Annotated in this window: 27 protein-coding genes; 20 read left to right on the top strand and 7 right to left on the bottom strand. The window is 31.9% G+C overall.

What is annotated here, in order from left to right; all coding sequences use genetic code 11:
- Window positions 1-20: 20 nt before the first annotated feature.
- From argS to ACESR5_RS04105, 7 genes are all read left to right on the top strand, one after another.
- The gene (gene argS / locus ACESR5_RS04135) at window positions 21-1,682 is read left to right on the top strand and encodes an arginine--tRNA ligase (RefSeq protein ID WP_087245823.1); all 1,662 of its coding nucleotides are present in this window, start codon (window positions 21-23) and stop codon (window positions 1,680-1,682) included.
- A gap of 9 nt (window positions 1,683-1,691) precedes the next feature.
- Window positions 1,692-2,024, top strand: coding sequence for a DNA-directed RNA polymerase subunit delta (gene rpoE, locus ACESR5_RS04130; RefSeq protein WP_087245822.1), 333 nt, complete (start codon window positions 1,692-1,694; stop codon window positions 2,022-2,024).
- 140 nt (window positions 2,025-2,164) lie between these two features.
- Complete coding sequence (locus ACESR5_RS04125) at window positions 2,165-2,893, top strand: alpha/beta fold hydrolase (protein ID WP_373154373.1); 729 nt, start codon at window positions 2,165-2,167, stop codon at window positions 2,891-2,893.
- Window positions 2,856-3,608: a type I 3-dehydroquinate dehydratase gene (gene aroD, locus ACESR5_RS04120; protein ID WP_373154371.1), complete on the top strand. Its 753-nt coding sequence runs from the start codon at window positions 2,856-2,858 to the stop codon at window positions 3,606-3,608. The genes ACESR5_RS04125 and aroD overlap by 38 nt, the downstream gene beginning before the upstream one ends.
- Window positions 3,601-4,173 (top strand): HD domain-containing protein, encoded by a 573-nt coding sequence (locus tag ACESR5_RS04115; protein WP_373154370.1) that lies wholly within the window; start codon window positions 3,601-3,603, stop codon window positions 4,171-4,173. Before aroD ends, ACESR5_RS04115 begins: the two co-directional genes overlap by 8 nt.
- A gap of 15 nt (window positions 4,174-4,188) precedes the next feature.
- Window positions 4,189-4,377, top strand: coding sequence for a hypothetical protein (locus tag ACESR5_RS04110; protein ID WP_373154368.1), 189 nt, complete (start codon window positions 4,189-4,191; stop codon window positions 4,375-4,377).
- Window positions 4,374-4,883 carry a Gx transporter family protein gene (locus tag ACESR5_RS04105; RefSeq protein ID WP_373154366.1) on the top strand — a complete coding sequence of 170 codons (510 nt, stop codon included), beginning with the start codon at window positions 4,374-4,376 and terminating at the stop codon, window positions 4,881-4,883. The genes ACESR5_RS04110 and ACESR5_RS04105 overlap by 4 nt, the downstream gene beginning before the upstream one ends.
- A 39-nt stretch (window positions 4,884-4,922) precedes the next feature.
- Here the strand turns inward: ACESR5_RS04105 and ACESR5_RS04100 are convergent, their stop codons facing one another.
- On the bottom strand, window positions 4,923-4,994 hold the full coding sequence (locus ACESR5_RS04100; RefSeq protein WP_143747004.1) for an IS3 family transposase: 72 nt from the start codon (window positions 4,992-4,994) through the stop codon (window positions 4,923-4,925).
- 77 nt (window positions 4,995-5,071) lie between these two features.
- Between ACESR5_RS04100 and ACESR5_RS04095 the strand changes: the two genes are divergently transcribed.
- The 3 genes from ACESR5_RS04095 (at window position 5,072) to ACESR5_RS04085 (ending at window position 7,666) form a co-directional block, all read left to right on the top strand.
- The gene (locus tag ACESR5_RS04095) at window positions 5,072-5,599 is read left to right on the top strand and encodes a VanZ family protein (protein WP_373154364.1); all 528 of its coding nucleotides are present in this window, start codon (window positions 5,072-5,074) and stop codon (window positions 5,597-5,599) included.
- 102 nt (window positions 5,600-5,701) lie between these two features.
- Window positions 5,702-7,186, top strand: a complete 1,485-nt coding sequence (gene glpK, locus ACESR5_RS04090; RefSeq protein ID WP_129736890.1) for a glycerol kinase GlpK — start codon at window positions 5,702-5,704, stop codon at window positions 7,184-7,186.
- 9 nt (window positions 7,187-7,195) lie between these two features.
- Window positions 7,196-7,666 (top strand): immunoglobulin-like domain-containing protein, encoded by a 471-nt coding sequence (locus ACESR5_RS04085; protein WP_087244508.1) that lies wholly within the window; start codon window positions 7,196-7,198, stop codon window positions 7,664-7,666.
- Between the two features lie 82 nt (window positions 7,667-7,748).
- Here ACESR5_RS04085 and ACESR5_RS04080 read toward each other — a convergent pair whose 3' ends face one another.
- The 4 genes from ACESR5_RS04080 to ACESR5_RS04065 all read right to left on the bottom strand — a co-directional run bounded on the left by ACESR5_RS04080 (window position 7,749) and on the right by ACESR5_RS04065 (window position 12,062).
- Window positions 7,749-9,497, bottom strand: a complete 1,749-nt coding sequence (locus ACESR5_RS04080; RefSeq protein WP_373154362.1) for a DUF2207 domain-containing protein — start codon at window positions 9,495-9,497, stop codon at window positions 7,749-7,751.
- A gap of 1 nt (window position 9,498) precedes the next feature.
- Window positions 9,499-10,047, bottom strand: a complete 549-nt coding sequence (locus tag ACESR5_RS04075; RefSeq protein WP_168082800.1) for a LemA family protein — start codon at window positions 10,045-10,047, stop codon at window positions 9,499-9,501.
- Window positions 10,048-10,178: 131 nt separating this feature from the next.
- Window positions 10,179-11,513 (bottom strand): MATE family efflux transporter, encoded by a 1,335-nt coding sequence (locus ACESR5_RS04070; protein WP_373154360.1) that lies wholly within the window; start codon window positions 11,511-11,513, stop codon window positions 10,179-10,181.
- A gap of 9 nt (window positions 11,514-11,522) precedes the next feature.
- Entirely contained in the window at window positions 11,523-12,062 is a 540-nt protein-coding gene (locus tag ACESR5_RS04065; RefSeq protein WP_087244517.1) for a TetR/AcrR family transcriptional regulator, read from the bottom strand.
- Window positions 12,063-12,226: 164 nt separating this feature from the next.
- On the opposite strand from ACESR5_RS04065, the gene ACESR5_RS04060 reads away from it, so the two are divergent.
- The 5 genes from ACESR5_RS04060 (at window position 12,227) to ACESR5_RS04040 (ending at window position 15,407) form a co-directional block, all read left to right on the top strand.
- The gene (locus ACESR5_RS04060) at window positions 12,227-12,493 is read left to right on the top strand and encodes a DUF2624 family protein (protein ID WP_087244518.1); all 267 of its coding nucleotides are present in this window, start codon (window positions 12,227-12,229) and stop codon (window positions 12,491-12,493) included.
- Window positions 12,494-12,566: 73 nt separating this feature from the next.
- Window positions 12,567-13,547 (top strand): asparaginase, encoded by a 981-nt coding sequence (locus ACESR5_RS04055; RefSeq protein ID WP_087304002.1) that lies wholly within the window; start codon window positions 12,567-12,569, stop codon window positions 13,545-13,547.
- Entirely contained in the window at window positions 13,537-14,412 is an 876-nt protein-coding gene (locus ACESR5_RS04050; RefSeq protein WP_087936028.1) for a DMT family transporter, read from the top strand. The genes ACESR5_RS04055 and ACESR5_RS04050 overlap by 11 nt, the downstream gene beginning before the upstream one ends.
- Window positions 14,413-14,958, top strand: a complete 546-nt coding sequence (locus ACESR5_RS04045) for a uridine kinase (RefSeq protein WP_087304000.1) — start codon at window positions 14,413-14,415, stop codon at window positions 14,956-14,958.
- 41 nt (window positions 14,959-14,999) lie between these two features.
- Window positions 15,000-15,407 carry a hypothetical protein gene (locus ACESR5_RS04040; RefSeq protein ID WP_373154357.1) on the top strand — a complete coding sequence of 136 codons (408 nt, stop codon included), beginning with the start codon at window positions 15,000-15,002 and terminating at the stop codon, window positions 15,405-15,407.
- On the opposite strand, the gene ACESR5_RS04035 is transcribed toward ACESR5_RS04040, so the two are convergent.
- Window positions 15,389-15,985, bottom strand: a complete 597-nt coding sequence (locus tag ACESR5_RS04035) for an ATP-dependent Clp protease proteolytic subunit (RefSeq protein WP_087244523.1) — start codon at window positions 15,983-15,985, stop codon at window positions 15,389-15,391. The genes ACESR5_RS04040 and ACESR5_RS04035 overlap by 19 nt on opposite strands.
- Before the next feature lie 221 nt (window positions 15,986-16,206).
- On the opposite strand from ACESR5_RS04035, the gene gap reads away from it, so the two are divergent.
- Complete coding sequence (gap, locus tag ACESR5_RS04030; RefSeq protein ID WP_087244524.1) at window positions 16,207-17,223, top strand: type I glyceraldehyde-3-phosphate dehydrogenase; 1,017 nt, start codon at window positions 16,207-16,209, stop codon at window positions 17,221-17,223.
- 41 nt (window positions 17,224-17,264) lie between these two features.
- Here the strand turns inward: gap and ACESR5_RS04025 are convergent, their stop codons facing one another.
- A complete protein-coding gene (locus ACESR5_RS04025; RefSeq protein WP_373154355.1) occupies window positions 17,265-18,173 on the bottom strand; it encodes a LysR family transcriptional regulator in 909 nt (302 codons plus the stop codon).
- A gap of 121 nt (window positions 18,174-18,294) precedes the next feature.
- Here ACESR5_RS04025 and ACESR5_RS04020 point away from each other — a divergent pair, with 121 nt between their 5' ends.
- The 4 genes from ACESR5_RS04020 (at window position 18,295) to ACESR5_RS04005 (ending at window position 22,214) form a co-directional block, all read left to right on the top strand.
- Window positions 18,295-19,398 carry a methionine synthase gene (locus tag ACESR5_RS04020; protein WP_373154354.1) on the top strand — a complete coding sequence of 368 codons (1,104 nt, stop codon included), beginning with the start codon at window positions 18,295-18,297 and terminating at the stop codon, window positions 19,396-19,398.
- A 102-nt stretch (window positions 19,399-19,500) separates the two neighbouring features.
- On the top strand, window positions 19,501-20,280 hold the full coding sequence (locus tag ACESR5_RS04015; protein ID WP_373154352.1) for a ZIP family metal transporter: 780 nt from the start codon (window positions 19,501-19,503) through the stop codon (window positions 20,278-20,280).
- A gap of 49 nt (window positions 20,281-20,329) precedes the next feature.
- Entirely contained in the window at window positions 20,330-20,692 is a 363-nt protein-coding gene (locus ACESR5_RS04010) for a metal-dependent transcriptional regulator (protein WP_373154395.1), read from the top strand.
- A gap of 88 nt (window positions 20,693-20,780) precedes the next feature.
- Window positions 20,781-22,214 carry a S41 family peptidase gene (locus ACESR5_RS04005; protein ID WP_373154351.1) on the top strand — a complete coding sequence of 478 codons (1,434 nt, stop codon included), beginning with the start codon at window positions 20,781-20,783 and terminating at the stop codon, window positions 22,212-22,214.
- The last annotated feature ends 9 nt before the right edge of the window (window positions 22,215-22,223 follow it).

Below are 22,223 nucleotides of genomic sequence, written 5' to 3'. Positions count from 1 at the left end.
ATGATAAGAAGGAGGATATTATGGCTGTTAATAAAATAGAACTTTCATTAAAGAAGGTCTTACAAAAAGCAATTATTGATTTAAAATTTGTGGAAGATTATCCCCTTGAACAGATTGTAATAGAAATTCCTAAAGATAAAGCTCATGGAGATTATTCTACAAATATGGCAATGCAATTAACAAAAGTTTTAAGAAGAAATCCAAGAGAGATTGCTAAGTCTATTATTGATGCATTAGATTTAGAAGCAGGACATATTGAACGTGTAGAAATAGCTGGGCCTGGTTTTATCAATCTCTTTTTAAAGAAAGATGCTATGACATCAGTGATTAAAGATGTTTTAGATGAACAAGATCATTATGGATATTCTGATTTTGGTCAAGGGATTAAATATAATATTGAATTCGTATCTGCTAATCCAACAGGTGATCTTCACTTAGGACATGCGAAAGGAGCTGCGGTTGGTGATAGTATTTGTCGTATTATGAAAGCTGCTGGTTATGATGTGACAAGTGAGTATTATATTAATGATGCTGGTAATCAGATTACAAATTTAGCTTTATCATTATATGCCAGATATTTACAGGCTTTTGGACAAGATGCCTCACTTCCAGAAGATGGGTATCATGGACCGGATATTATTCAAATTGCAGAAAATTTGAAAGAAGAATTTGGTGATAAATTCTTAAATATTCCTAAAGAGGAAGCCATTGCTTATTTTAGAAAAATTGGGACAGAACATGAATTACAGAAAATCAAAGATATTTTAAAGGAATTTAGAGTTCAACATGATGTCTGGTTTAGTGAAACATCATTATATGAAAATAATAAAATTGAACCCACAATTCAAAAGTTAAAAGATCAGGGATATACTTATGAAAGTGAAGGGGCTTTATGGTTTAAATCTACTGAATTTGGTGATGATAAAGACCGTGTTTTAATTAAAAGTGATGGAAGCTATACATATTTGACTCCTGATATTGCATATCATTTAAATAAGTTGGATCGAGGATATCAGTATCTTGTTGACTTGTTAGGTGCAGATCATCATGGTTACATTCAACGTATGAAAGCTGCTATACAGGCATTAGGTTATAATGCAGATCAACTCAACATTGATATTATGCAGATGGTTCGTATGGTTGAAAATGGTGAAGTTGTCAAAATGAGTAAACGTACTGGTAATGCTGTGACAATTAAAGATTTAATTGAAGATATCGGAGTTGATGCAACACGTTATTTCTTTGCATCTAAAGCAGCAAGCTCACCATTTGATTTTGATTTAGGTTTAGCTAAATCTCAGTCAAATGATAATCCTGTTTACTATGCACAATATGCTCATGCAAGAATGTGCTCGATTGAAAGACAGGCTATGCAGGCTCATATCGAAGTTGCCAATCATTATGAATTATTAGTTCATGAAAAAGAAATTGAATTGGTTAAACACATTAATGAATTTAGAGATGAAGTGATTGAAAGTGCTAAACAAAGAGCTCCTCATAAAATCGCAAATTATATTCAAAAACTTGCGCAATTATTTCATTCGTTCTATAATGATTGTTATGTAATTGATGAAAATCATCTTGATTTATCATCACAAAGATTAGCTTTAGTGAAAGCTGCTCAAATTACTTTAAAAAATGCATTAAATTTAATTGGTGTGAATGCACCAGAAAAAATGTAGGAGGATATTATGATTGATTATAGACAAAGTTCAATGGTAGATGTTGCATTTGATTTAATGACAAAGAAAAAAAAGCCAGTTGATTTTTATAAATTATGGCAGGAAGTTTCTGAAATCAAAGGATTTAATCAAGAAGATAAAGATGAAAATGAATCTTTATTTTATACAAACATTACTTTAGATGGACGTTTTATTACAGTAGGTGAGAATCGCTGGGATTTAAGAAGTCGTCATAAATTTGATGAAGTGCATATTGATATGAATGATATTTATGCTGATGATGAAGAAGATGCATCTGAAGAAGATTCTGATGATGGTTTAATTGAAGATGATTATAATTAATAAAAAAGCAAATCACATTGAAGTGATTTGTTTTTTATTAATGATGTTATTGAAATAGAGTTTTCAGGATTTTATATATTTAAAAAGAAAGTATTTTACTCAAACAGGAAAAATGATTATAATGAAAAAGGTGAACCAAAATGAAAGACATTTATTATCAAGTGACTGGACAGGGATTTCCTGTAGTATTTTTACATGGTAATGGCGAAGATCATCATATTTTTGATCAGGCAGTCAATCTCTTATCAAAACAATATCAATGTATATGTATAGATTCTCGTTATCATGGGCAAAGTGTTCATGCAGGGGAACTCTCATACCAGCAGATGTGTCAAGATGTTATGGCGGTTATGGATGAATTAAACATTGCTGCATACGATGTGATAGGATTTAGTGATGGTGGTATTGTTTCACTTATGTTAGGAATGCAGGATTCACGTTTAAAGCATATTATATCTATTGGTGCGAATACCAAACCACGCTATATCAAAAGATTTTATCGTTTGACTTTTTATTTACAAATGATATGTCTAGCTATTTTTTCTATTTATCAAAAGAAAGCCAGATTAACATTTCGATTATATAAATTAATGTTAACACAGCCTCAAATTGAGTATAAACAACTTCAACAGATTCATGTTCCTGTTTTGGTTTTAGCAGGAGAATTTGATATGATTGATGCAAAAGATACAGACCATATAGGGGAGTCATTACCTTATGGAATTGTGAAAATTATTCAACATGGCAATCATTTTTTATTAAGAGATGCATTTCAGGAAACAGTAAAAGAAATTTCTTTGTTTCTAGAAGCATGTCATCAGGAGGAGAATTATGAGTGTATGTCAAGTTCGACAATTGAAGATAGGTGAAGGAAAACCTAAAGTTTGTATTCCTGTTGTAGAAACAACAACATCTTCTATATTGAAACAGATTCAGTTTTTACAGTCCTATCTATTTGATATTATAGAATTACGTATTGATTTTTATCAGGATATTCATGACTTACAAAAAGTCCAGGATTTACTGATGCAAATTAGAAATCAAACTAAAAAACCACTGTTATTGACATATCGTTCTGCTAGAGAAGGGGGACAAATCCAATTAAGTGATGAAGCATATCTTGCACTTATCAAAACAGCATGTCAAAGTCAATGTATTGATATGATTGATGTAGAATTGATGAGTGGCAATGTATTGGTTTGTCAAATGGTTGATATAGCACATCAAAATCATGTGAAAGTTCTGATGTCATATCATGATTTTGAACAGACACCAAAGATTCAGGAAATGAAACAATATTTAGAGAATATGGAAATTCTCGGTGCAGATCTATGTAAAATAGCTGTTATGCCACATCGTTATCAAGATGTGATCGACTTATTAAATATAACAATGGAAATGTCACACAGACTTTCTCGACCTATTGTCACAATGTCTATGGGATCAATCGGGAAAATTTCAAGAATTGTCGGAGAATTAACAGGTTCTACCATGACATTTGCCAGTGTGAATCAAGCGTCTGCCCCAGGTCAAATGGCGATAGAAGATTTACAGAAACTTTTGGAGGTGATTCATCATGATTGATTTACTAAAGGCTCAAAAGGCTTTTCAAAAATATATCAGTCATTATGATTCTACAATTCCATCTATTCGTTTAAAAATCATTCATACTTATAAAGTTATGGAGTGTAGTGAATATTTGTGTCATAAGCTCCATTTGTCAAAAGAAGATAGTGATTTAGCTTCACTCATTGCTTTGCTTCATGATATTGGACGTTTTGAACAATGGATGAGATATCAAAGCTTTGCTGATCATAAAACAATTGATCATGCCTTATTTTCTAGTCAGTTGCTGTTTGATGAAGGGCTTATTAGAGAGTTTATTGAGGATGATCAATATGATGATATCATTAAGCACGCTATTGAACAGCATAATCGTTATCAGGTAGAAGATGGTTTTGATGAGAAAACATTATTATTTATTCATTTAATAAGAGATGCAGATAAATTAGATAATTTTAGAGTAAAAGAAGAAGAAAAAATAGAGAATATATTATATATATCTTTAGATGAGGTGAATCATGAGCAGATTTCTGAAAAAATTTATCAACAGTTTTCACATCAACAGTTGATTTATGCTCCTGATTGACACACACATATTGATATGTGGTTATCTTATATTGCTTTTATTTTTGATTTGTATTTTCAAGAAAGTATTCAATATATTCAAGACAACCATTGGGTTGAACGCTCATTTCAACGTTTAAATCCTGTAGATTTTAAAGTGAATAAACAATATCAAACTTTAAAGCAGATTGCTTTAGATTATATACAAAAAAGGAGTGCAGTATGAATCATAAAAAAACAAGAAAAATGGTTTATTTAGCCCTGTTAAGTGCGATTGCGATTGTTTTACATACAGTAGAAGCAGCAATTCCTGTTCCTTTGCCAGTTGGTGCAAAGCTAGGGCTAGCTAATATTATTTCTTTAGTCGTTATTCATCTTTATGGTATTAAAGAAATGTTTATTGTGAATATATTTAGAGTTCTGGTTTCTAGTTTATTAACAGGTATTTTTATGCAGAATCCATTCTTTATTAGTTGTGGTGGTGTTTTTTTTAGCAGTTTAGCTTTAGCTATTATTTATAAATTTGTAAAACTACCAATGGTTTCTACATCTATTGTGTCAGCTATCTTTCATAATATTGGACAAGTCGCTGTTGTTGCTTTTATATTTTCATTTGCGGGTATCATGGTTTATGTTTTACCATTACTTGTCACATCTATTCCAACAGGAATTTTAACAGGACTTGTTGCGATTGAGATTTTAAAACGTGTTAAAAAGGAACAATTTCAATAAAGTGAACCCAATTTGTTGGACACTTATTTAAATTTTGTTTTAAGCAGTTAATAAGGATTGATTCCTGTACTGAACAGGAGTTAATCCTTTTAATTTCTTGTACCTTGACATATATAATAATTCGATGTTATCTTGAAAATAATAAGTTGAATAATATTATAAAAATGGAATTTATCAAGGAGATGTACATGAGAGAATTATTTGATTTTATTGTTTTATTTTTCATATATATTTTTGTGTTCTATAGAAAATGGGAAGTACAAGGAAAAGATGTATTATTTATAAATACGATAATGTATATATACTTATCTTTTATATTATATCTGACTTTAATGCCTATATTAGTATCTTTACCATTTATATTTAATCATCCTTATGAATTGATGAACTTAGTTCCGTTGGTTGATGTAACAAGTGGAAGAGGCGATTTTATCAGACAGGTAGTATTAAATATAGTTATGACCATTCCTTTTGGATTTTTATTACCATTAGTAAGAGAGAAAAAGATAAATTTATTGAACGTTATTTTTTATACTTTTCTATTAAGTTTAGGTATAGAAATCTTACAACCATTTATAAATGGTGTAAGATCATCTGATATAACTGATATAATAACAAATGTGACAGGAGGTATGATTGGATATATCTTATATTTATTATTCAAACCATTTGTAACTAAAATACTTCATTGTGTAAAAATGGGAGATGTCAATTAAATAAAAAAATATTGATATGGAATTAGTAAATTTGAAACGATTGATATGGAATCAGTCGTTTTTTATTTACAGACTTGTTATAATAGAGTGAGGAGGGTATTTATGGAAGAATATATTTTAGCAATTGATCAGGGAACGACAAGTACCAGAGCTATTTTATTTGATCAACATGGACATTTATGTCATATGCAACAAAGAGAATTTAAACAATATTTTCCTCATCCAGGATGGGTAGAACACGATGCTAAAGAGATATGGAACTCTGTAGTAGAAGTGGTTCAGGCATTGTTTACGATTGATAATATTCAGTCTTCACAGATTAAAGCTATTGGAATAACCAATCAAAGAGAAACAACGGTCGTATGGGATAAAACAACAGGAGAACCTGTTTATCATGCCATTGTCTGGCAATCACGTCAATCACAGGATATTTGTGATGAATTGATTGAAAAAGGTTATAGTCCTATGATTCAAGAAAAAACGGGATTAATTATTAATCCGTATTTTAGTGCCAGCAAAATCAAATGGATATTGGATCATATTGATTATGAACATAAGGATCAGTTATTATTTGGAACGATTGATACATGGTTGATCTGGAAATTGACTGGTGGAAAAGTACATGCGACAGATTATACCAATGCTTCAAGAACAATGTTATATAATATTCATGATTTAAAATGGGATGATGATTTATTAGCATTATTTGATATTCCTAGAAGTATGTTACCAGAAGTGAAAGAATCTTCATGTATATATGGATACAGTGATGAAACGCAAATGAGTGGATTGCATTTTAGAGCGCCTATCTGTGGAGTTGCAGGTGATCAACAGGCATCATTGTTTGGGCATACTTGTTTTCAATCAGGAGATATCAAAAATACTTATGGAACAGGATGCTTTATTTTAATGAATACTGGTCATACGCCTGTAACATCAAATAATGGTTTATTGACAACAATTGCATGGGGACTTCATGGAGAAATCACTTATGCTTTAGAAGGGTCTGTTTTCATTGGTGGAAGTGTTATGCAATGGTTAAGAGATGGTCTTCATTTAATACAAAATGTTGGAGAAACAGAAGCTATGGCTCAATCTTTAAAGAATAATGAAGGTGTGTATCTCATCCCAGCATTTGTTGGGTTAGGCACGCCCTATTGGGAAAATGATGTCAGAGGAACAATCTTTGGCTTAACACGAGGAACTTCAAGAAATCATATTGTGCGTGCAGCTTTAGAGTCTATCGCTTTTCAAAGTTGCGATGTGATCGAAGTGATGAAACAGGAAGCACATATTTCTTTAAAAAGTCTATCAGTAGATGGTGGAGCAACAAGTAATGCATTTTTAATGCAGTTTCAAAGTGATATGCTTAATATTGATATATTACAGCCACAAGTTAAAGAAACAACAGCTCTTGGAGCAGCGTATTTAGCTGGTTTAGCTATAGGTTTTTATAAAAGTCAGGATGATATCAAGAAAAATCATCAATTTGCTCAAGTATATCATCCAGTCATGAATCAACAAGAAGCTTTACAATATTATAAGCAGTGGCAAAAAGCGATTGCAGCAACATGTGTATTTAAATAGGAGGATTTTATGAAAGCAAAAAGAATTGTGGCTTTGACTTTATTAACATGTTTATTGATGGGATGTCAGCAAGCCGATGAAACAGCTAAAAACGATCAGTCAACTGTTGAATTGATTCAAACTGATGATAGCTGGGGAATTGCTTTGTCTTCGACAGATGTCAGCAATACAGGCTTAACATTGATTTGTAGCCAAAATGGTGGAGAGATCACAGGTGAACTTCAAACAGGTGAAAAATACTGGATTGAAGAAAAGGTAGATGGAAAGTGGCAGGAACTTTCAACACCAGAAAAACCTATTTGGCAAGATTTGTCTTATACCATTAAAATGCAAAACTTAACACAATGGGATATTCAATGGAGTGACCTTTATGGGACATTACCACAAGGAGAATATCGCATTGGTAAGGAAATACAGGATTTTCGTGGTGGCAGTGACTATGATGAAAAAGCTTATTATGCTGAGTTTGTGATTGAATAGAAGTTTACGCTAGATGTTAAAGAACACATTTATGACTAGAAAATGAAAAAACATGACTTCATTTCAAAGTCATGTTTTCATTTTAGCGGACACCGCCTCCGCCACCACCAGAGAAGCCACCTCCGCCTCCTGTAAATGATGATGAACCGCCACCACCACTTGCAGCTATAGAAGCATCATGTGAAGCTTTCATACTGTTGTGTGAGAACATATGAACCATATGCATTGTATAGATCGTATCTAATTGTGATTGTTCATTGAAGGTTGGACATAATCTTCCTAATTGTTCCTGAACTTTATCGGCAATCTGTAAAATAGAAGCAAAAATGAGATATTCTTCCCATAACTTGACTTCAATGACTTCTTTTTCATCAATCATGCTCATTTCCTCTAAGAAAGTTTTTAAACCTATGATATGTTCCATTTCTTCTCTAATAGATGCATCATAAGTATCAGTGCTATGTGAGAATCTGATTTTTAAAAATGATGTATATGTTGTTTCTAATGTTAATAAATGTTGTTCTCTTAGCTCATTTTCAATATATTCATCAATGCTTTCAAACCATTCATCAATTTTTTCATAATTTTCTTTGCACCACGATTCAAACTCATCTGTTTCTAAGATCTGATTAGAACCAGCTGCCTGTCTGAAAAATTGAAATAACTTTTTCTCTAATGGATGTGTAATAGGAATATCGTTATCTAAATCTATTGAATAACCATCTTTTTTAAAGAAGAGGAATTGTTTGACTTCTTCTTTTTGAAATTCAATATAGTTTTCTTTAATCCATCTTAATAGAATAGCAGCAATCAGGCCATCACGATCTTGATCGCTGATCAAACCTAATTTTTTAGCATAGTAATAGAATTGAAATAAATCTTTTTGACAAGGAATGTCTCTAAACATTGGTGGTTCATGATTTAATGGAATATGATCGTTGAATTGAAAATCAACACGACCTCTTGTATAAGCCACAATCAATACGACGACAACTGCACCAATCAATCCTATCACTGCAAAGACAATAGCGATAATCATCGCAGTATTATCTTTATACATGAAAGAGTTGTAATAATCTCCCTGATCATAAAATTCGTCTTCATATTCACTGCCATCAATCGCATCTTCTAATATCTTTTGAAAAGATTGATCATTCACATGAGCGTTTGTAAATGTTTCATTATCAATCTGCATCAATAATTGCATCTTAGCACCTTCAGGTACAGCACTTTGTGTTTCCATAATGACATCACCATGATCAAAATAGACAACACCCTGATATCCAAAGGCCCATATTTTTGCATTGCTTTTGTTGAAATCATGTGAAGATGAAACGGTAATCTTGACATGTTGAGGTTCTAACTCCATTTCTGAAAAGAAAGCATAGTTAAATCCTTGAGTATCCTGATATTGTTGAACAAAATTGGCTATATCATATTCAAATGTATAAGTTCTTCGTCCATATTCGCCAATACCAAAGCAGAGTTCATAGCGATCACCATCTTGAATCATCCCACATTTGCCATCTTTGTCTTCTTTATCAAGATCAACATCCCATTCACCAATATTTTGATAACGCTTGCCTTGATCATCAACAACATTAAAATTCGATATATGAGAATCTCCCATATTATCAAAAACTTTATAAATTTCTGTTCCCTCTTCAATATTGATATCCCAAATTTCCTGCACATGTGCACTTCCATCATTATTTAAAGTTGTATGGATAGAGATGTCATTTAAATAGGTATCAGCTCCATAAACCAAAGAAGATAACGATGGTATGAGAATGAGTAGTAAAGAAAATATCAGACATATTTTCTTTTTCATATTAAAATTTCACCTCAGGAATCTCTTTATCATTTTCATTAATTTCAAAGTAATCAAATCTTTCAAAATGAAATAGACTGGCAATTATGCTAGAAGGGAACATCTCTAACTTATTTGTATAACTATAAACGGAATCATTATAGAATTGTCTAGCAAAACTGATTTTATCTTCAGTTTGTGTCAATTCGTTTTGTAAACTGACAAAGTTTGTGTTCGCTTTTAAATCAGGATAAGCTTCACTAATAGCCATAATCTTATTTAAGGCCTGTGTCAATTCTCCCGCTGCTTCCATCTGTTCACTTGGAATAGAAGCGTTCATATATGTGTTTCTGGCTTCCATGACGCTATCCAAAGTTTCTTTTTCATGTTTAGCATAACCTTTGACAGTTTCAACTAAATTAGGAATCAAATCAGCACGTCTTTTTAAGACAACATCAATTTGTGCCCAATTTGTTTTCACTTTATTTTTTTCTCTCACTAAGGCATTATATGAGACAATCACATATAATACTAAAACAACAATGAGAATACCTACTATTATTAATATCATAATCCTTTCCTCCTATAACAACATTATATACTATTCTTTGATGAAAATTGTAAATTTTTTGTTAAATCATCAGATAAATAGAATTGTTTTATGGAATATTTATTTCAAAAAAAGTAGATAAGTGTTTGATCTTATCTACTTGGTTTTGTCCAGTTTTCTTTTTTTATACCATAAATAATACCAATAGTATCAGCTAAGAACCAGCCAATAGGAATAGCCCACCATATCGCAACAGTACCTAATATTGGAGCGAAGGCATAAGCCAAAGCGACTCTTGTTCCTAAAGAAGCAATTGTTAAAACAACAGAAATGCCAGGCTTTCCAACACCACGGTAATAGCCATAGAGTAAAAATAAGCATCCAATTCCTAAATAACACATACCTTCAATCTGTAAGTATTCAACACCTTGACGAATAATTTCAACTTCTTCAGGATGAATGAAAATCAGCATGAGTGTAGGTGCAAAAATATAGACAATTAAAGAAATGAAAATACAGAAAATACCAGAAATCAGGATAGCTGATTTAAGCCCTTTGTGGATACGTTCTGGCAGATTGGCACCTTGATTTTGAGCGATGAAGGTTGAAAAGGCATTGCCAAAATCCTGAACAGGCATATAGGCAAAAGAGTCAATCTTCACAGCTGCCGCAAAAGCAGACATAGTGATGACACCAAAACTATTGACTAATCCCTGAATCATCAAAATACCAAAGTTCATAACAGATTGCTGGATGCATGTTAATAATGAATAATCTTTAATCTTTTTGATAATGTCTTTATCAAAATAGCAGTGTTGTCGTGTTGGTAATAAATCTTTTTGTTTGATGAAAACATAAATCATAATACCAAAACCACTCACCGCTTGCGCAATAATTGTCGCAAGGGCAGCACCACTGACTCCCATATGAAAAGAGACAATGAAATAAACGTCTAAAATAATATTGATGATGGTTGCAATCGCAAGAAAATAAAGAGGCACTTTAGAATTTCCTAATGCTCTTAATAAAGAAGCAAAATAATTATAAAGAAAAGTAAAAAAGAAACCGATAAAGATGATAAATAAGTAATCATAACTTTGTTGATAGATATCTTGGGGAATATTCATAAAATGTAAAATAGGATGAATAAAAATGAGACATAATATTTCTAGAATGACTGTAAAAATCATAATGCCAATAAAAGAAATAAAAAAAGAAGTTTTCATTTTATCTATTTGTTGACCACCATAATACATTGAAAATAAGATTCCACTTCCCATACATAACCCTAGAATAACAGATGTTAAAAAGGTCATTAAAGTAAAAGAGGATCCTACAGCAGCTAAAGCATTGGAACCAAGAAATTGTCCAACAATGAAGGTATCTGCGACATTATAGAACTGTTGAAGAAGATTCCCAATAATCATCGGTATCGCAAAGAAAATTAATGATTTGGTAATAGAACCATGTGTTAACTGATTATTCATAAAAACCCCCTATAAATTATGAAGAATGAGATCAGACATTGTATGGGCATATTCTTCCATAGATTCAAAATTTTCATTTTGAAGCCATTCTCTTAATAATATCATAAAGCCACCAATGAATATATGAAGTCTTCTTTTGGTTTCTGGAGAAAGAGAAAACTCCTGTTGTAATTCTTGAATCATTGCATCTCTCATTTCATTATAAAATTCAAATGTAAAATCCTGATTAGATAAAATACAGTATGTTTCATAGTCATTCTTTAAAATATCTAAAATTTTCATTAATAATGTATTGAGCTGTTCAACTAATGTCAGCTTATGATTTTTACGTGTAAAATATAAAATCTGTTCAATGAATTCACGTTGAAAACTCTCTAGTAAATCCTTTGTATCTAAATAATGGGCATAGAATGTCCCACGACTAATATTGGCTTCATGAATAATATCAGTGACTGTCACTTTGCTGGCAGGTTTTTCTTTTAAAAGATCAATAAAAGCTTTTTTTATTAATAATTTTGAACGTGTTGCGTTACGATATTCAGTTCTCATTCAAATCCCCTCCTTCAATATTGGACAGTTTGAACCAATGTGTCTAATATTGTATAAATCATGAATATGTGTACATTGTATACATATTTTAAATCTATTATAATATATTTAAATAAGAAAAGTATATAAGAATTTCGTAATATACTCAAAAAGGAGGAGAGCTTATGATGAATTTTTATCGCTTGAACCATCGTCTACAACAGATGACTTTAAAGATTTTACAGAATCTTTGTCATCGTCATGATATTGTAATTGAAGATGGAGATTTAAAGATTATTTTACATCTCATTCAAGATAATCCTCACACAGTCTTAAATGATGAGTATACACCTATCTTATTGTCAGAAATATCTCAAAAAACAAGTCGTGAAACTTGTTTGAATTTTAAACCACTTTTAGATGAGAATTATTTACTTCAAGAGATAGAATAGCCACCAAACAGGTGGTTTTTTTATTGTTTCATCAATCATAAAATGATAGAATGTCCTGTGGGTGAGAGAATATATGAAAACAATTGCAATTGTCGCAACTGGTGGAACGATTGCTGGGAGAGGACAGATAGGAAAAGCTGTAGCCTACCATGCAGGAGAAATGGATGTTAATGAAATTATTGAATCTATTCCTATGTTAAATCAAGTTGCACATATTAAAGAATATCAATTAATGAATGTAGATAGTAATGAGATGACACCACAAAGATGGATTATGTTGTCACGTCAGATTAATGAACTGGTTGAACGTGATGATATTGATGGTATTGTGGTGACTCATGGAACAGATACTTTAGATGAAACGGCTTATTTTTTGAATTTGACATTACATACATCTAAACCAGTTGTTGTGACAGGGGCTATGCGTCCTGCCACAGCAACCAGTGCTGATGGGCCTTATAATTTATATCAGGCTGTTTGTCTGGCAGCTAATGATGAAGCCTATAATCAGGGTGTCATGGGGCTTTTTTCGAGTACGATATATTCGGGTAGAGATATCCAAAAAGTCAATAATTTTAAGGTAGATGCTTTTGAACAAAAGGCATTTGGATGTTTGGGTTATATGCAAGACCATGAAGTTCATTTCTTTTCAAAAACATTTAAAAAACATACTCTTCAATCTCTTTTTTCTAGCCAAAATTATAATGACTTACCAGCAGTAGGAATTGCTTATTTTTATGCGGGTGCAAGTCATGAAATTCTCTATTCTTTAGCTTTAAATCATCAAGGAATTATATTAACAGGATCAGGAAGTGGGAATTATAGTCAGGACTGGTTACATGCGATTGAAGATTTATCAAAACAGGGCATTATTTTTGTCCGTTGTTCAAGAGTGTCACAAGGTATTGTTTTTGATGATGAAGTGTTTGATCCTCATCATTGTTGTATACCAGGAAATACTTTAACACCACAAAAAGCCAGAGTTTTATTAATGTTGGCATTAACATATACACATGATCGTCAAAGAATTAAGGAGTTTTTTAATGAATACTAAACGCAAAGGTATTATTTTTACAATGATTGCCACTATTCTTTTTGGAGTAACACCAGCTATTGGGAAAATGACATATGCAATGGGGAATAATGGTATACAATTGGCTTTTTTAAGGCATTTATTTGTCTTGCCGTTATTTTTATTTATTGTTCTTTATCAGGGAAAATCATTACGATTGAATCGTCAGCAGCTTTTAGATGTTTTCAAAGTAGGCTTTTTTGGAAATACATTGACAATTGTCTTATTGTATTCATCTTATGAATATATAGGGGTAGGAAGTGCAACGGTTCTACACTTTTTATATCCATTGTTTGTATGCTGTATGAATTTTTTGTTTTATCAGCAAAAACTCAACAAGCAACAGATTTTATGTCTTGTTTTAGCCATCCTAGGTATTTTCTGTTTTATGGATTCATCTGCATCTTCTTTATTAGGCGCTTTATTAGCGATTTTATCAGGTGTTTTCTTTGCTTATTATATGGTGGGTATGGATCATTCTTCGATTCGTTATATGAGTCCCTATGTTTTTAATTTTTATCTGGTCGTTATGAATACGATTGTGATACTGGTTTTAGCCATGGTATTGGGACGTATTCATATCATGCCAATAGAAGCATATATTTTATCAGCTGTTGTTGCTGTGCTGACATCTTTAATTGGTGTTGTTTTACTACAAAAAGGTATTTATTGTCTAGGGGCATCTTTAACGGCTATTTTATCAACTTTAGAGCCTATCACAAGTATTGTTGTTGGTGTTTTATGGTTGAATGAAGGATTAACATTATTGAAAGTAATAGGATGTATACTTGTTTTATTATCGACTTTTATCTTAGTGAAAAGTCAAAATCAAGAAGGAGAATCTTAAATGAGAATGGATGAACTGATGAATGATTTATCTAAGCAATCATCATTTTTACTTGCTATTGATGGAATGAGTGGCAGTGGTAAAACAACTTTAGCTCAAAGTTTACAAGAAAAATGGCATGCGCATGTTTTTCATATGGATGATTTCTTTTTGCCATTAGAAATGCGTACACCACAAAGGTTACAGCAACCTGGTGGTAATGTGCATTATGAACGCTTTTTAGAAACGGTCTTAAAACCTTTATCTTTACAACAATCTGTTTTTTATCAGCCTTTTGACTGTCAGACGATGTCATTTCAAACAGTTCAGGAAATACCTTATTCACCCTTTAACATTATTGAGGGTAGCTATGCATTACATCCTTCTTTACAACGTTATTATACGCATGGAATTGTTTTAAAGATTTCGCCACTTACGCAAAAAGAACGTTTATTCAAAAGGAATCCCGAAAAAATAGATCAGTTTATTCATCGCTGGATTCCGATGGAAAATCAATATTTTGATGCTTTTGATATTTTTGAAAAGTATCCTGTATTAGAACGATGACATATTTGATCACGCTATACATATAATATATGGGTGATATAGTGATTTTAAATGAAGCAGAAGTGCAAATAGGATTATCCTTTATTTTACAGTCAGTTTTAAAAAAGTATGATGTTGTTTTACAGGAAATGAATTTGAAAATAAAAGAAGATCATCTCTTGTTGACATCAGTTGTTTTGTATAATCAATATCATGTTGATGTTTTGTGTGAGTTCAATTTGAAATATGAAAATCAGCACTTTGTATTTGAAAATATTCAAGGCAAGGTTGAATATTTATTTTTACAGTTTCCTATTATGAGTTTTCTGAAGTCTTTTTTACAAGACTCACATATCATTTGGAAAGATAACCAGATTCAATATGAGATTGATTTACCTATTGAAAGTTTAAATCTAGAAGATGGACAATTACAGATGACACTAAAAAACAATCAAAGTGTTTCACCTTGATTGTTTTTTAATACTTCATCAATTAATCCATAATCTAATGCATCATAGGCATTCATAAAATAGTCACGATCAGTATCTTTTTTAATACGACGTAAGGGTTGATTGGTCATTTGAGCTAATAAGCGATTGAGCTTTTCTTTTTGTTTTAATATATGACGGGTAGAAATTTCAATATCACTGGCTTGACCTTGTGCTCCACCTAGAGGCTGATGAATCATAATTTCACTATTTTCTAATGCATAGCGTTTTCCTTTTTTGCCAGCAGCTAATAAAAAAGCACCCATACTGGCTGAAAGACCAATACTGATGGTTGAGACATCACATTTTACAAAATTCATCGTATCGAAGATAGCTAAACCAGCGGAAACACTGCCACCTGGAGAATGAATATACATATCAATATCAGCCTGACTGTCCAATGATTCAAGATAGAGAAGCTGACTGACAATGGAGCTTGCCATCTCATCATTAATTTCACCACAGAGCATAATAATGCGATCTTCTAATAATCTTGAGAAAATATCATAAGCATATTCTTTAGAATTCTTTTTTAATATCACAGTGGGTATAAAATGCATAAGTGTACCTCCATAATTCATTATAGAGAAATTTGTGTTGGATTATTCATAGAAAATTGATTTTTTCTTGCGTTAATATTGAGTTAAGCGAAGTTAAAAAACGAGAAAAGATTTTCATTCTTGTGAAAAAAATTATATAAAGCGCACAACTTTTATTGATTTCTTTGGGTTTGTGGACTATAATATAGACATAAATTATTAGTAAGGAGGATGTCATAAAAATGGCAGTAAAAGTAGCAATTAACGGTTTTGGACGTATCGGACGTCTAGCATTTAGACAAATGTTTGGAGCTGAAGGATATGAAGTTGTTGCAATCAATGACTTAACAGATCCTAAAATGTTAGCACACTTATTAAAATATGATTCAGCTCAAGGTAAATATGCTTTAGCTGATACAGTAGAAGCTAAAGAATCTTCAATCGTAGTAGATGGAAAAGAAATCGAAATCTACAAAGAAGCAGATGCTTCTAAATTACCTTGGGGAGAATTAGGAGTAGATGTAGTATTAGAATGTACAGGTTTCTATACTTCTAAAGCTAAATCTCAAGCTCATATTGATGCAGGAGCTAAAAAAGTTGTTATTTCTGCACCAGCTGGAAATGATTTACCAACTGTTGTATTTGGTGTAAACGAAGGAACATTAACTGCTGATGATACAATTATTTCAGCTGCATCTTGTACAACTAACTGTTTAGCACCTATGGCTAACGCATTAAACAAATTAGCACCAATCAAATCTGGTATCATGTTAACAGTACATGCTTATACTGGTGACCAAATGGTATTAGATGGACCTCATAGAAAAGGTGACTTAAGAAGAGCACGTGCTGCTGCAGTTAATATCGTGCCTAACTCAACTGGAGCTGCAAAAGCTATCGGTTTAGTTATCCCTGAATTAAATGGAAAATTAATCGGTTCAGCTCAACGTGTACCTGTTCCTACAGGATCTACAACTATCTTAACTTCAGTTGTTGAAGGTGAAGTTACTGTAGAACAAGTTAACGAAGCTATGAAAGCAGCTGTAACTCCATCATTTGGATACACTGAAGAACAATTAGTATCTTCAGATATTATTGGAATGACTTATGGTTCATTATTTGATGCAACTCAAACTATGGTTAAAGCATTAGATAACGGAACTACTGAAGTTCAAACTGTTGCTTGGTATGACAACGAAAATTCTTATACTTCTAACATGGTTAGAACTATTAAATATTTCGCTGAATTAACTAAATAATTTAGAAACTTCTTGGGAGTACATTGTATTCCCAAGATTTTTTATATAGAAAATGAAATATGTTTTTTTAAATAAGAAATATAATCTTTAGCATAATGCGTGATTGGAATGTTTTTGTGAGTGATGTAACCTATTTTCATATATTCGTCAATATCTAAAGGTTTTGAAATAATGTTTTCACCATTTAATTCATGGTCAATAATTCCAGAACTCACTGTGTAGCCATTTAAACCAATCACAAGATTGAAAAGTGTTGCACGATCTGTTACTTTGATGTTTTTCTTTCTATCTAATGTACTTAATATTTCTTCGGAAAAATAAAATGAGTTATATTCGCCTTGTTCGAAAGATAGATACGGATATGAATCTAAATCATCCAATGTAAGTATCTTTTTATTTGATAAAGGATGTTTAGAAGAAATAAAAACATGAGGTTTTGTGCAAAGCATTTCTGTAAAGCATAAGTTATTTCTATGTAATAAATGGGATATAACTTTTTCATTTTCTTTGCATAAGTATAAGATTCCAATCTCGCTTTTGAGGTGAGCAATATCTTCGATAATTTCATGTGTCTGTGTTTCTCTAAGTGTAAAATCATATTGTTTTTCGCCATATTGGTTTATAAAATCAACAAAGGCATTGACCGCAAATGAGTAGTGCTGACATGATACAGAAAATTGCGGATGATGTTCTTTTTTGTTCAAAAACTTTTCTTCTAATAATGCAGCTTGTTCTATAACTTGTCTGGCATAAGCTAAAAAAATCTCCCCATCACGTGAAACGATAATACCTTTATTTGTTCTATGGAAAATTGTAATATTCATTTCTTTTTCCAGTTCTTTGATGGCGTTCGTTAGACTTGGTTGAGAGATGAACAAAGCTTTTGCTGCTTCATTAATTGATCTTTTTTTTGCGACCATTGTGACATATTTGAGTTGTTGTAATGTCATAAGAATTCCTCCTGTGCATTTATGTTTGTTATAGTTTTAAACTATAACAAACATTATTTTTCTATATTATACAATAGATCTTCCATTGTTTATAATAGAAAAAAGAAAGAGGGTAAATTGTATGATAAAATGGAAATATGATATTGTGGGTTCGTTTTTAAGACCACAGGAAATTAAAGAAGCACGTCAACAGTATGCAGAAGGTAAAATACAGTTAGAACAATTAAGAAAGATTGAAAATGAGGAAATTGCTAAACTTGTAGAAAAAGAAGTACAGCATGGTTTGAAAGTTGTAACTGATGGTGAGTTTCGACGTCGCTGGTGGCATCTTGATTGGTTGAAGGAATTTGATGGTTTTACAACTCGTCATTTACAAAAAGAACGTAATGGAAGTGTTCATCACATTGAATTAGGGATGGTTGAAGGAAAAATCAGTTATGATTGTCAACGTCAACATGCAGAGATTGAAGCATGGGATTATTTATATCAATTGGCTCAAAAATATCCTGGGATTACAGCTAAAAAATGTATATCAGGTCCTAATATGATTCTTGTTGACCATTTTTTACAATTAGGGATAAAGGAGACGCCATATTATGGTCATGATATGGAAGCGATTATTAATGATATTGCTGTTGCATATCAGAATGCTATTTTAGATTTATATAATCATGGATGTCGTTATTTACAAATTGATGATACATCATGGACATATATGATTGATGAAGCATTCCTTAAAAAGGTTAATGATTTAGGATATAAAAAGGCTGAGATTTTAGAGTGGTTTAGAATAGTTTCTACAAAAGCGTTAGAAAATAAACCACATGATATGGTTATTGCTAATCATTTTTGTAAAGGAAATTTCAAAGGATATCCTTTATTTTCAGGATTTTATGATACAGTAGCGCCTATTATATGTCAAATTCCATATGATGCTTTTTTTGTAGAGTATGATGATGAAAGATCTGGAAGTTTTGAACCATGGGCAAGATTAAAAGGAACAGATGTGACTTTTGTGGCAGGATTGATTTCTACGAAGAATCCGCGTTTAGAAAGTCATGATGAAATAAAAAAACGTTATTTAGAAGCTAAGAAGATAGTAGGTCAAAATATTGCCTTATCACCTCAGTGTGGTTTTGCATCAGTTGAAGAAGGAAATTGTATTGATGAAAAGACACAATGGCAAAAGATTGATTTATTAGTTTCATGTCAAGATTTCTTATAAAGATTCAATATGATGTCATCAGGCATCATATTTTTATCATATATTTTGAAAGATAAAATGATATATAGTAAGATAATGCCTAAAGAAAAGAGGTGTTAAAACATGAATACATCTGTTTTGATTGGTATTATGATACCATTTATTGGGACAACATTAGGTGCAGCCTGTGTTTTCTTTATGAAACAAAAAATGGATAATCGTGTTCAAAAAGTTCTGCTGGGATTTGCTTCTGGAGTGATGATTGCGGCTTCAGTCTGGTCACTTTTGATTCCAGCTTTAGATATGTCAGCAAGTTTAGGAAAATTATCTTTTATACCTGCGGCAGTTGGTTTTTTATTGGGAATTTTCTTTCTATTATTTTTAGATCGTACTATTCCACATATGCATTTGGATCATCAGGTAGAAGGAAAGAAATCGCACTTGCAACGTACAACAATGTTAATTTTAGCAGTCACAATGCATAATTTTCCTGAAGGGATGGCAGTTGGAGTTGTTTTTGCAGGAGCCTTGATGGGCAATAGCGAGGTTTCTATTGCTGGGGCTATTGCCTTATCATTGGGTATTGCGATACAGAATTTTCCAGAAGGGGCTATTATTTCTATGCCATTAAAAAGTGAAGGAGTGTCTAAAGGAAAAGCTTTTTTGTATGGGATGTTATCTGGGATTGTTGAACCTATGGGTGCTATATTAACGATTGTCCTGTCACAGTTTTTTGTACCGATTTTGCCTTATCTTTTATCGTTTGCCGCTGGCGCAATGGCATATGTCGTTGTAGAAGAGCTGATTCCTGAAGGTTCGCAAGGGACACATTCAAATATTGCGACGATTGGCTTTGCGATTGGTTTTGTCATCATGATGATATTAGATGTAGCATTGGGATAGTGAAGTGTGATATAATGATATAAATTGATATGAGGTGACAAAAATGGACTTGCATGAATCAGGTGAAATGTATTTAGAAACGATATTAATCTTAAAGAATCAAAATGAATATGTTCGTTCTATTGATATTGCACATACTATGGATTTTTCTAAACCAAGTGTATCACGTGCAATTAAACTTTTAAAAGAATCTCAATTGATTGTTGTAGATGATAAGGGATATATTGATTTTACTGATGAAGGACGTCGTATTGCAGAAAAAGTGTATGGTCGTCATCAGATTTTGACAGAGTTCCTTGTTTCTATTGGTGTGAGTGCTAAACAGGCTGAAGAAGATGCTTGTCGTATTGAACATATTATTAGTGACGAAACACAACAATGTATTCAAAACTTTTTAAAGAAGCAGTCTTAGGATTGCTTTTCTTTGTTTGTAGAAAAAAAGGGTTTATGAGTTAAAAATAATTGTCATCTATGATAGAATAAAAAAACGAGGTGTATGTATGGACGATTTTCAGTTTGAATATGATCAAAAAAAGAAAACAAGATTAAAAAAAGGACCTATCTATATGATGGCTTGTATTTTATGTCTGGTGATTGGAGGTGTTGGTGGTTATTTTATTCATGACTTCCAGTCCAATCATTATGGTGATGATAGTGATGTCTATAATGAAATTGCGCAAATTATTGAAAATGATTTTTTAGATACAAGTGATAATGATACAAGTTTACAGGAACGTATGCTAAATGGAATGGTTTTAGCATTAGGAGATCCTTATTCTTCATATTTATCATTGGAACAGTCACAGGAATTAGGAACATCTATTAATGGGACTTTTGAAGGTATAGGGATTACGTATACAATGGTAGATGATGGTGCTATTGTGTTGGATGTGTATCAAAATACGCCAGCTCAAAAAGCAGGTATACAAAAAGGAGATATTATTACGCACATTGAAGGAACTTCAATCGCTGGATATACATCAGATAAAGTTAAAGAAATGATACAGGGTGAAAGTCAGAGTCAAGTTGCTTTACGTCTATTAAGAGATGGAAAAAGTCAAAATCTAACAGCAACACGTCAAAATGTGGATACATCAATTGCTTCTTCTATTATGACTGTAAACCAACAGAAAGTTGGTTATGTGAGAATTGTGACTTTTGGTGAAAATATTCATGAAGTTATTGAAACGAAGCTGCAAGATATGAAATCACAAAAAATCAACCACATTATCATTGATTTAAGGGATAATAGTGGAGGTTATTTGAATGCCGCCCAAGAGATTCTTGATTTATTTGTACCAGAAGGACAAACATTATTTTCCCTTCAGGATAAAGATGGCAAAACGGAAGAATATAAAGCAACCAGTCGGGAAAAATATGTATTTGAACATGGCTATATTTTAGTGAATCAGCAAACTGCCAGTGCTTCAGAAGTTTTAAGTGCAGGTTTGAAAGAGAATTTAGATTATCAATTGATTGGTGAAACGACTTATGGTAAAGGTGTTGCACAAACACAAGTGACTCTTTCTAATTCATCTGTATTGAAATACACTCATGAAAAATGGTTAACTCCTCATGGAACATGGATCAATGGTACAGGATTAGAACCAGATTATGTCATTGATGAAACTAATATCCATGATTTTCATGTAGGTGAAATGAAACAATCTTATCAATATGATGATGTTGATGATAATATTCAATATATGCAGGAAATGCTTCAAGAATTAGGTTATTCATTAGATCGTCAGGATGGATATTTTTCACATCAGACAACAACAGCTTTAGAAGCATTTGAAAAAGATTATGCTTTAAAACAGGATGGTATTTATTCTCAAAATGATCGTTTAATTCTTTTAAGTGCTTTAACATATCATTTGTATCAAGAAAAAGAGGATGTTTATCTACAAAAAGTGAATCAATTGATTCAATAGGGAGGTGCT

It is taken from the genome of Clostridium sp. AUH-JLR23 (assembly GCF_964238065.1).
Lineage (GTDB): Bacteria > Bacillota_I > Bacilli_A > Erysipelotrichales > Coprobacillaceae > Allocoprobacillus > Allocoprobacillus merdigallinarum.
The sequence above is the reverse complement of the archived record's forward strand: the minus strand, read 5'-3'. Positions and strand labels throughout refer to the sequence as shown.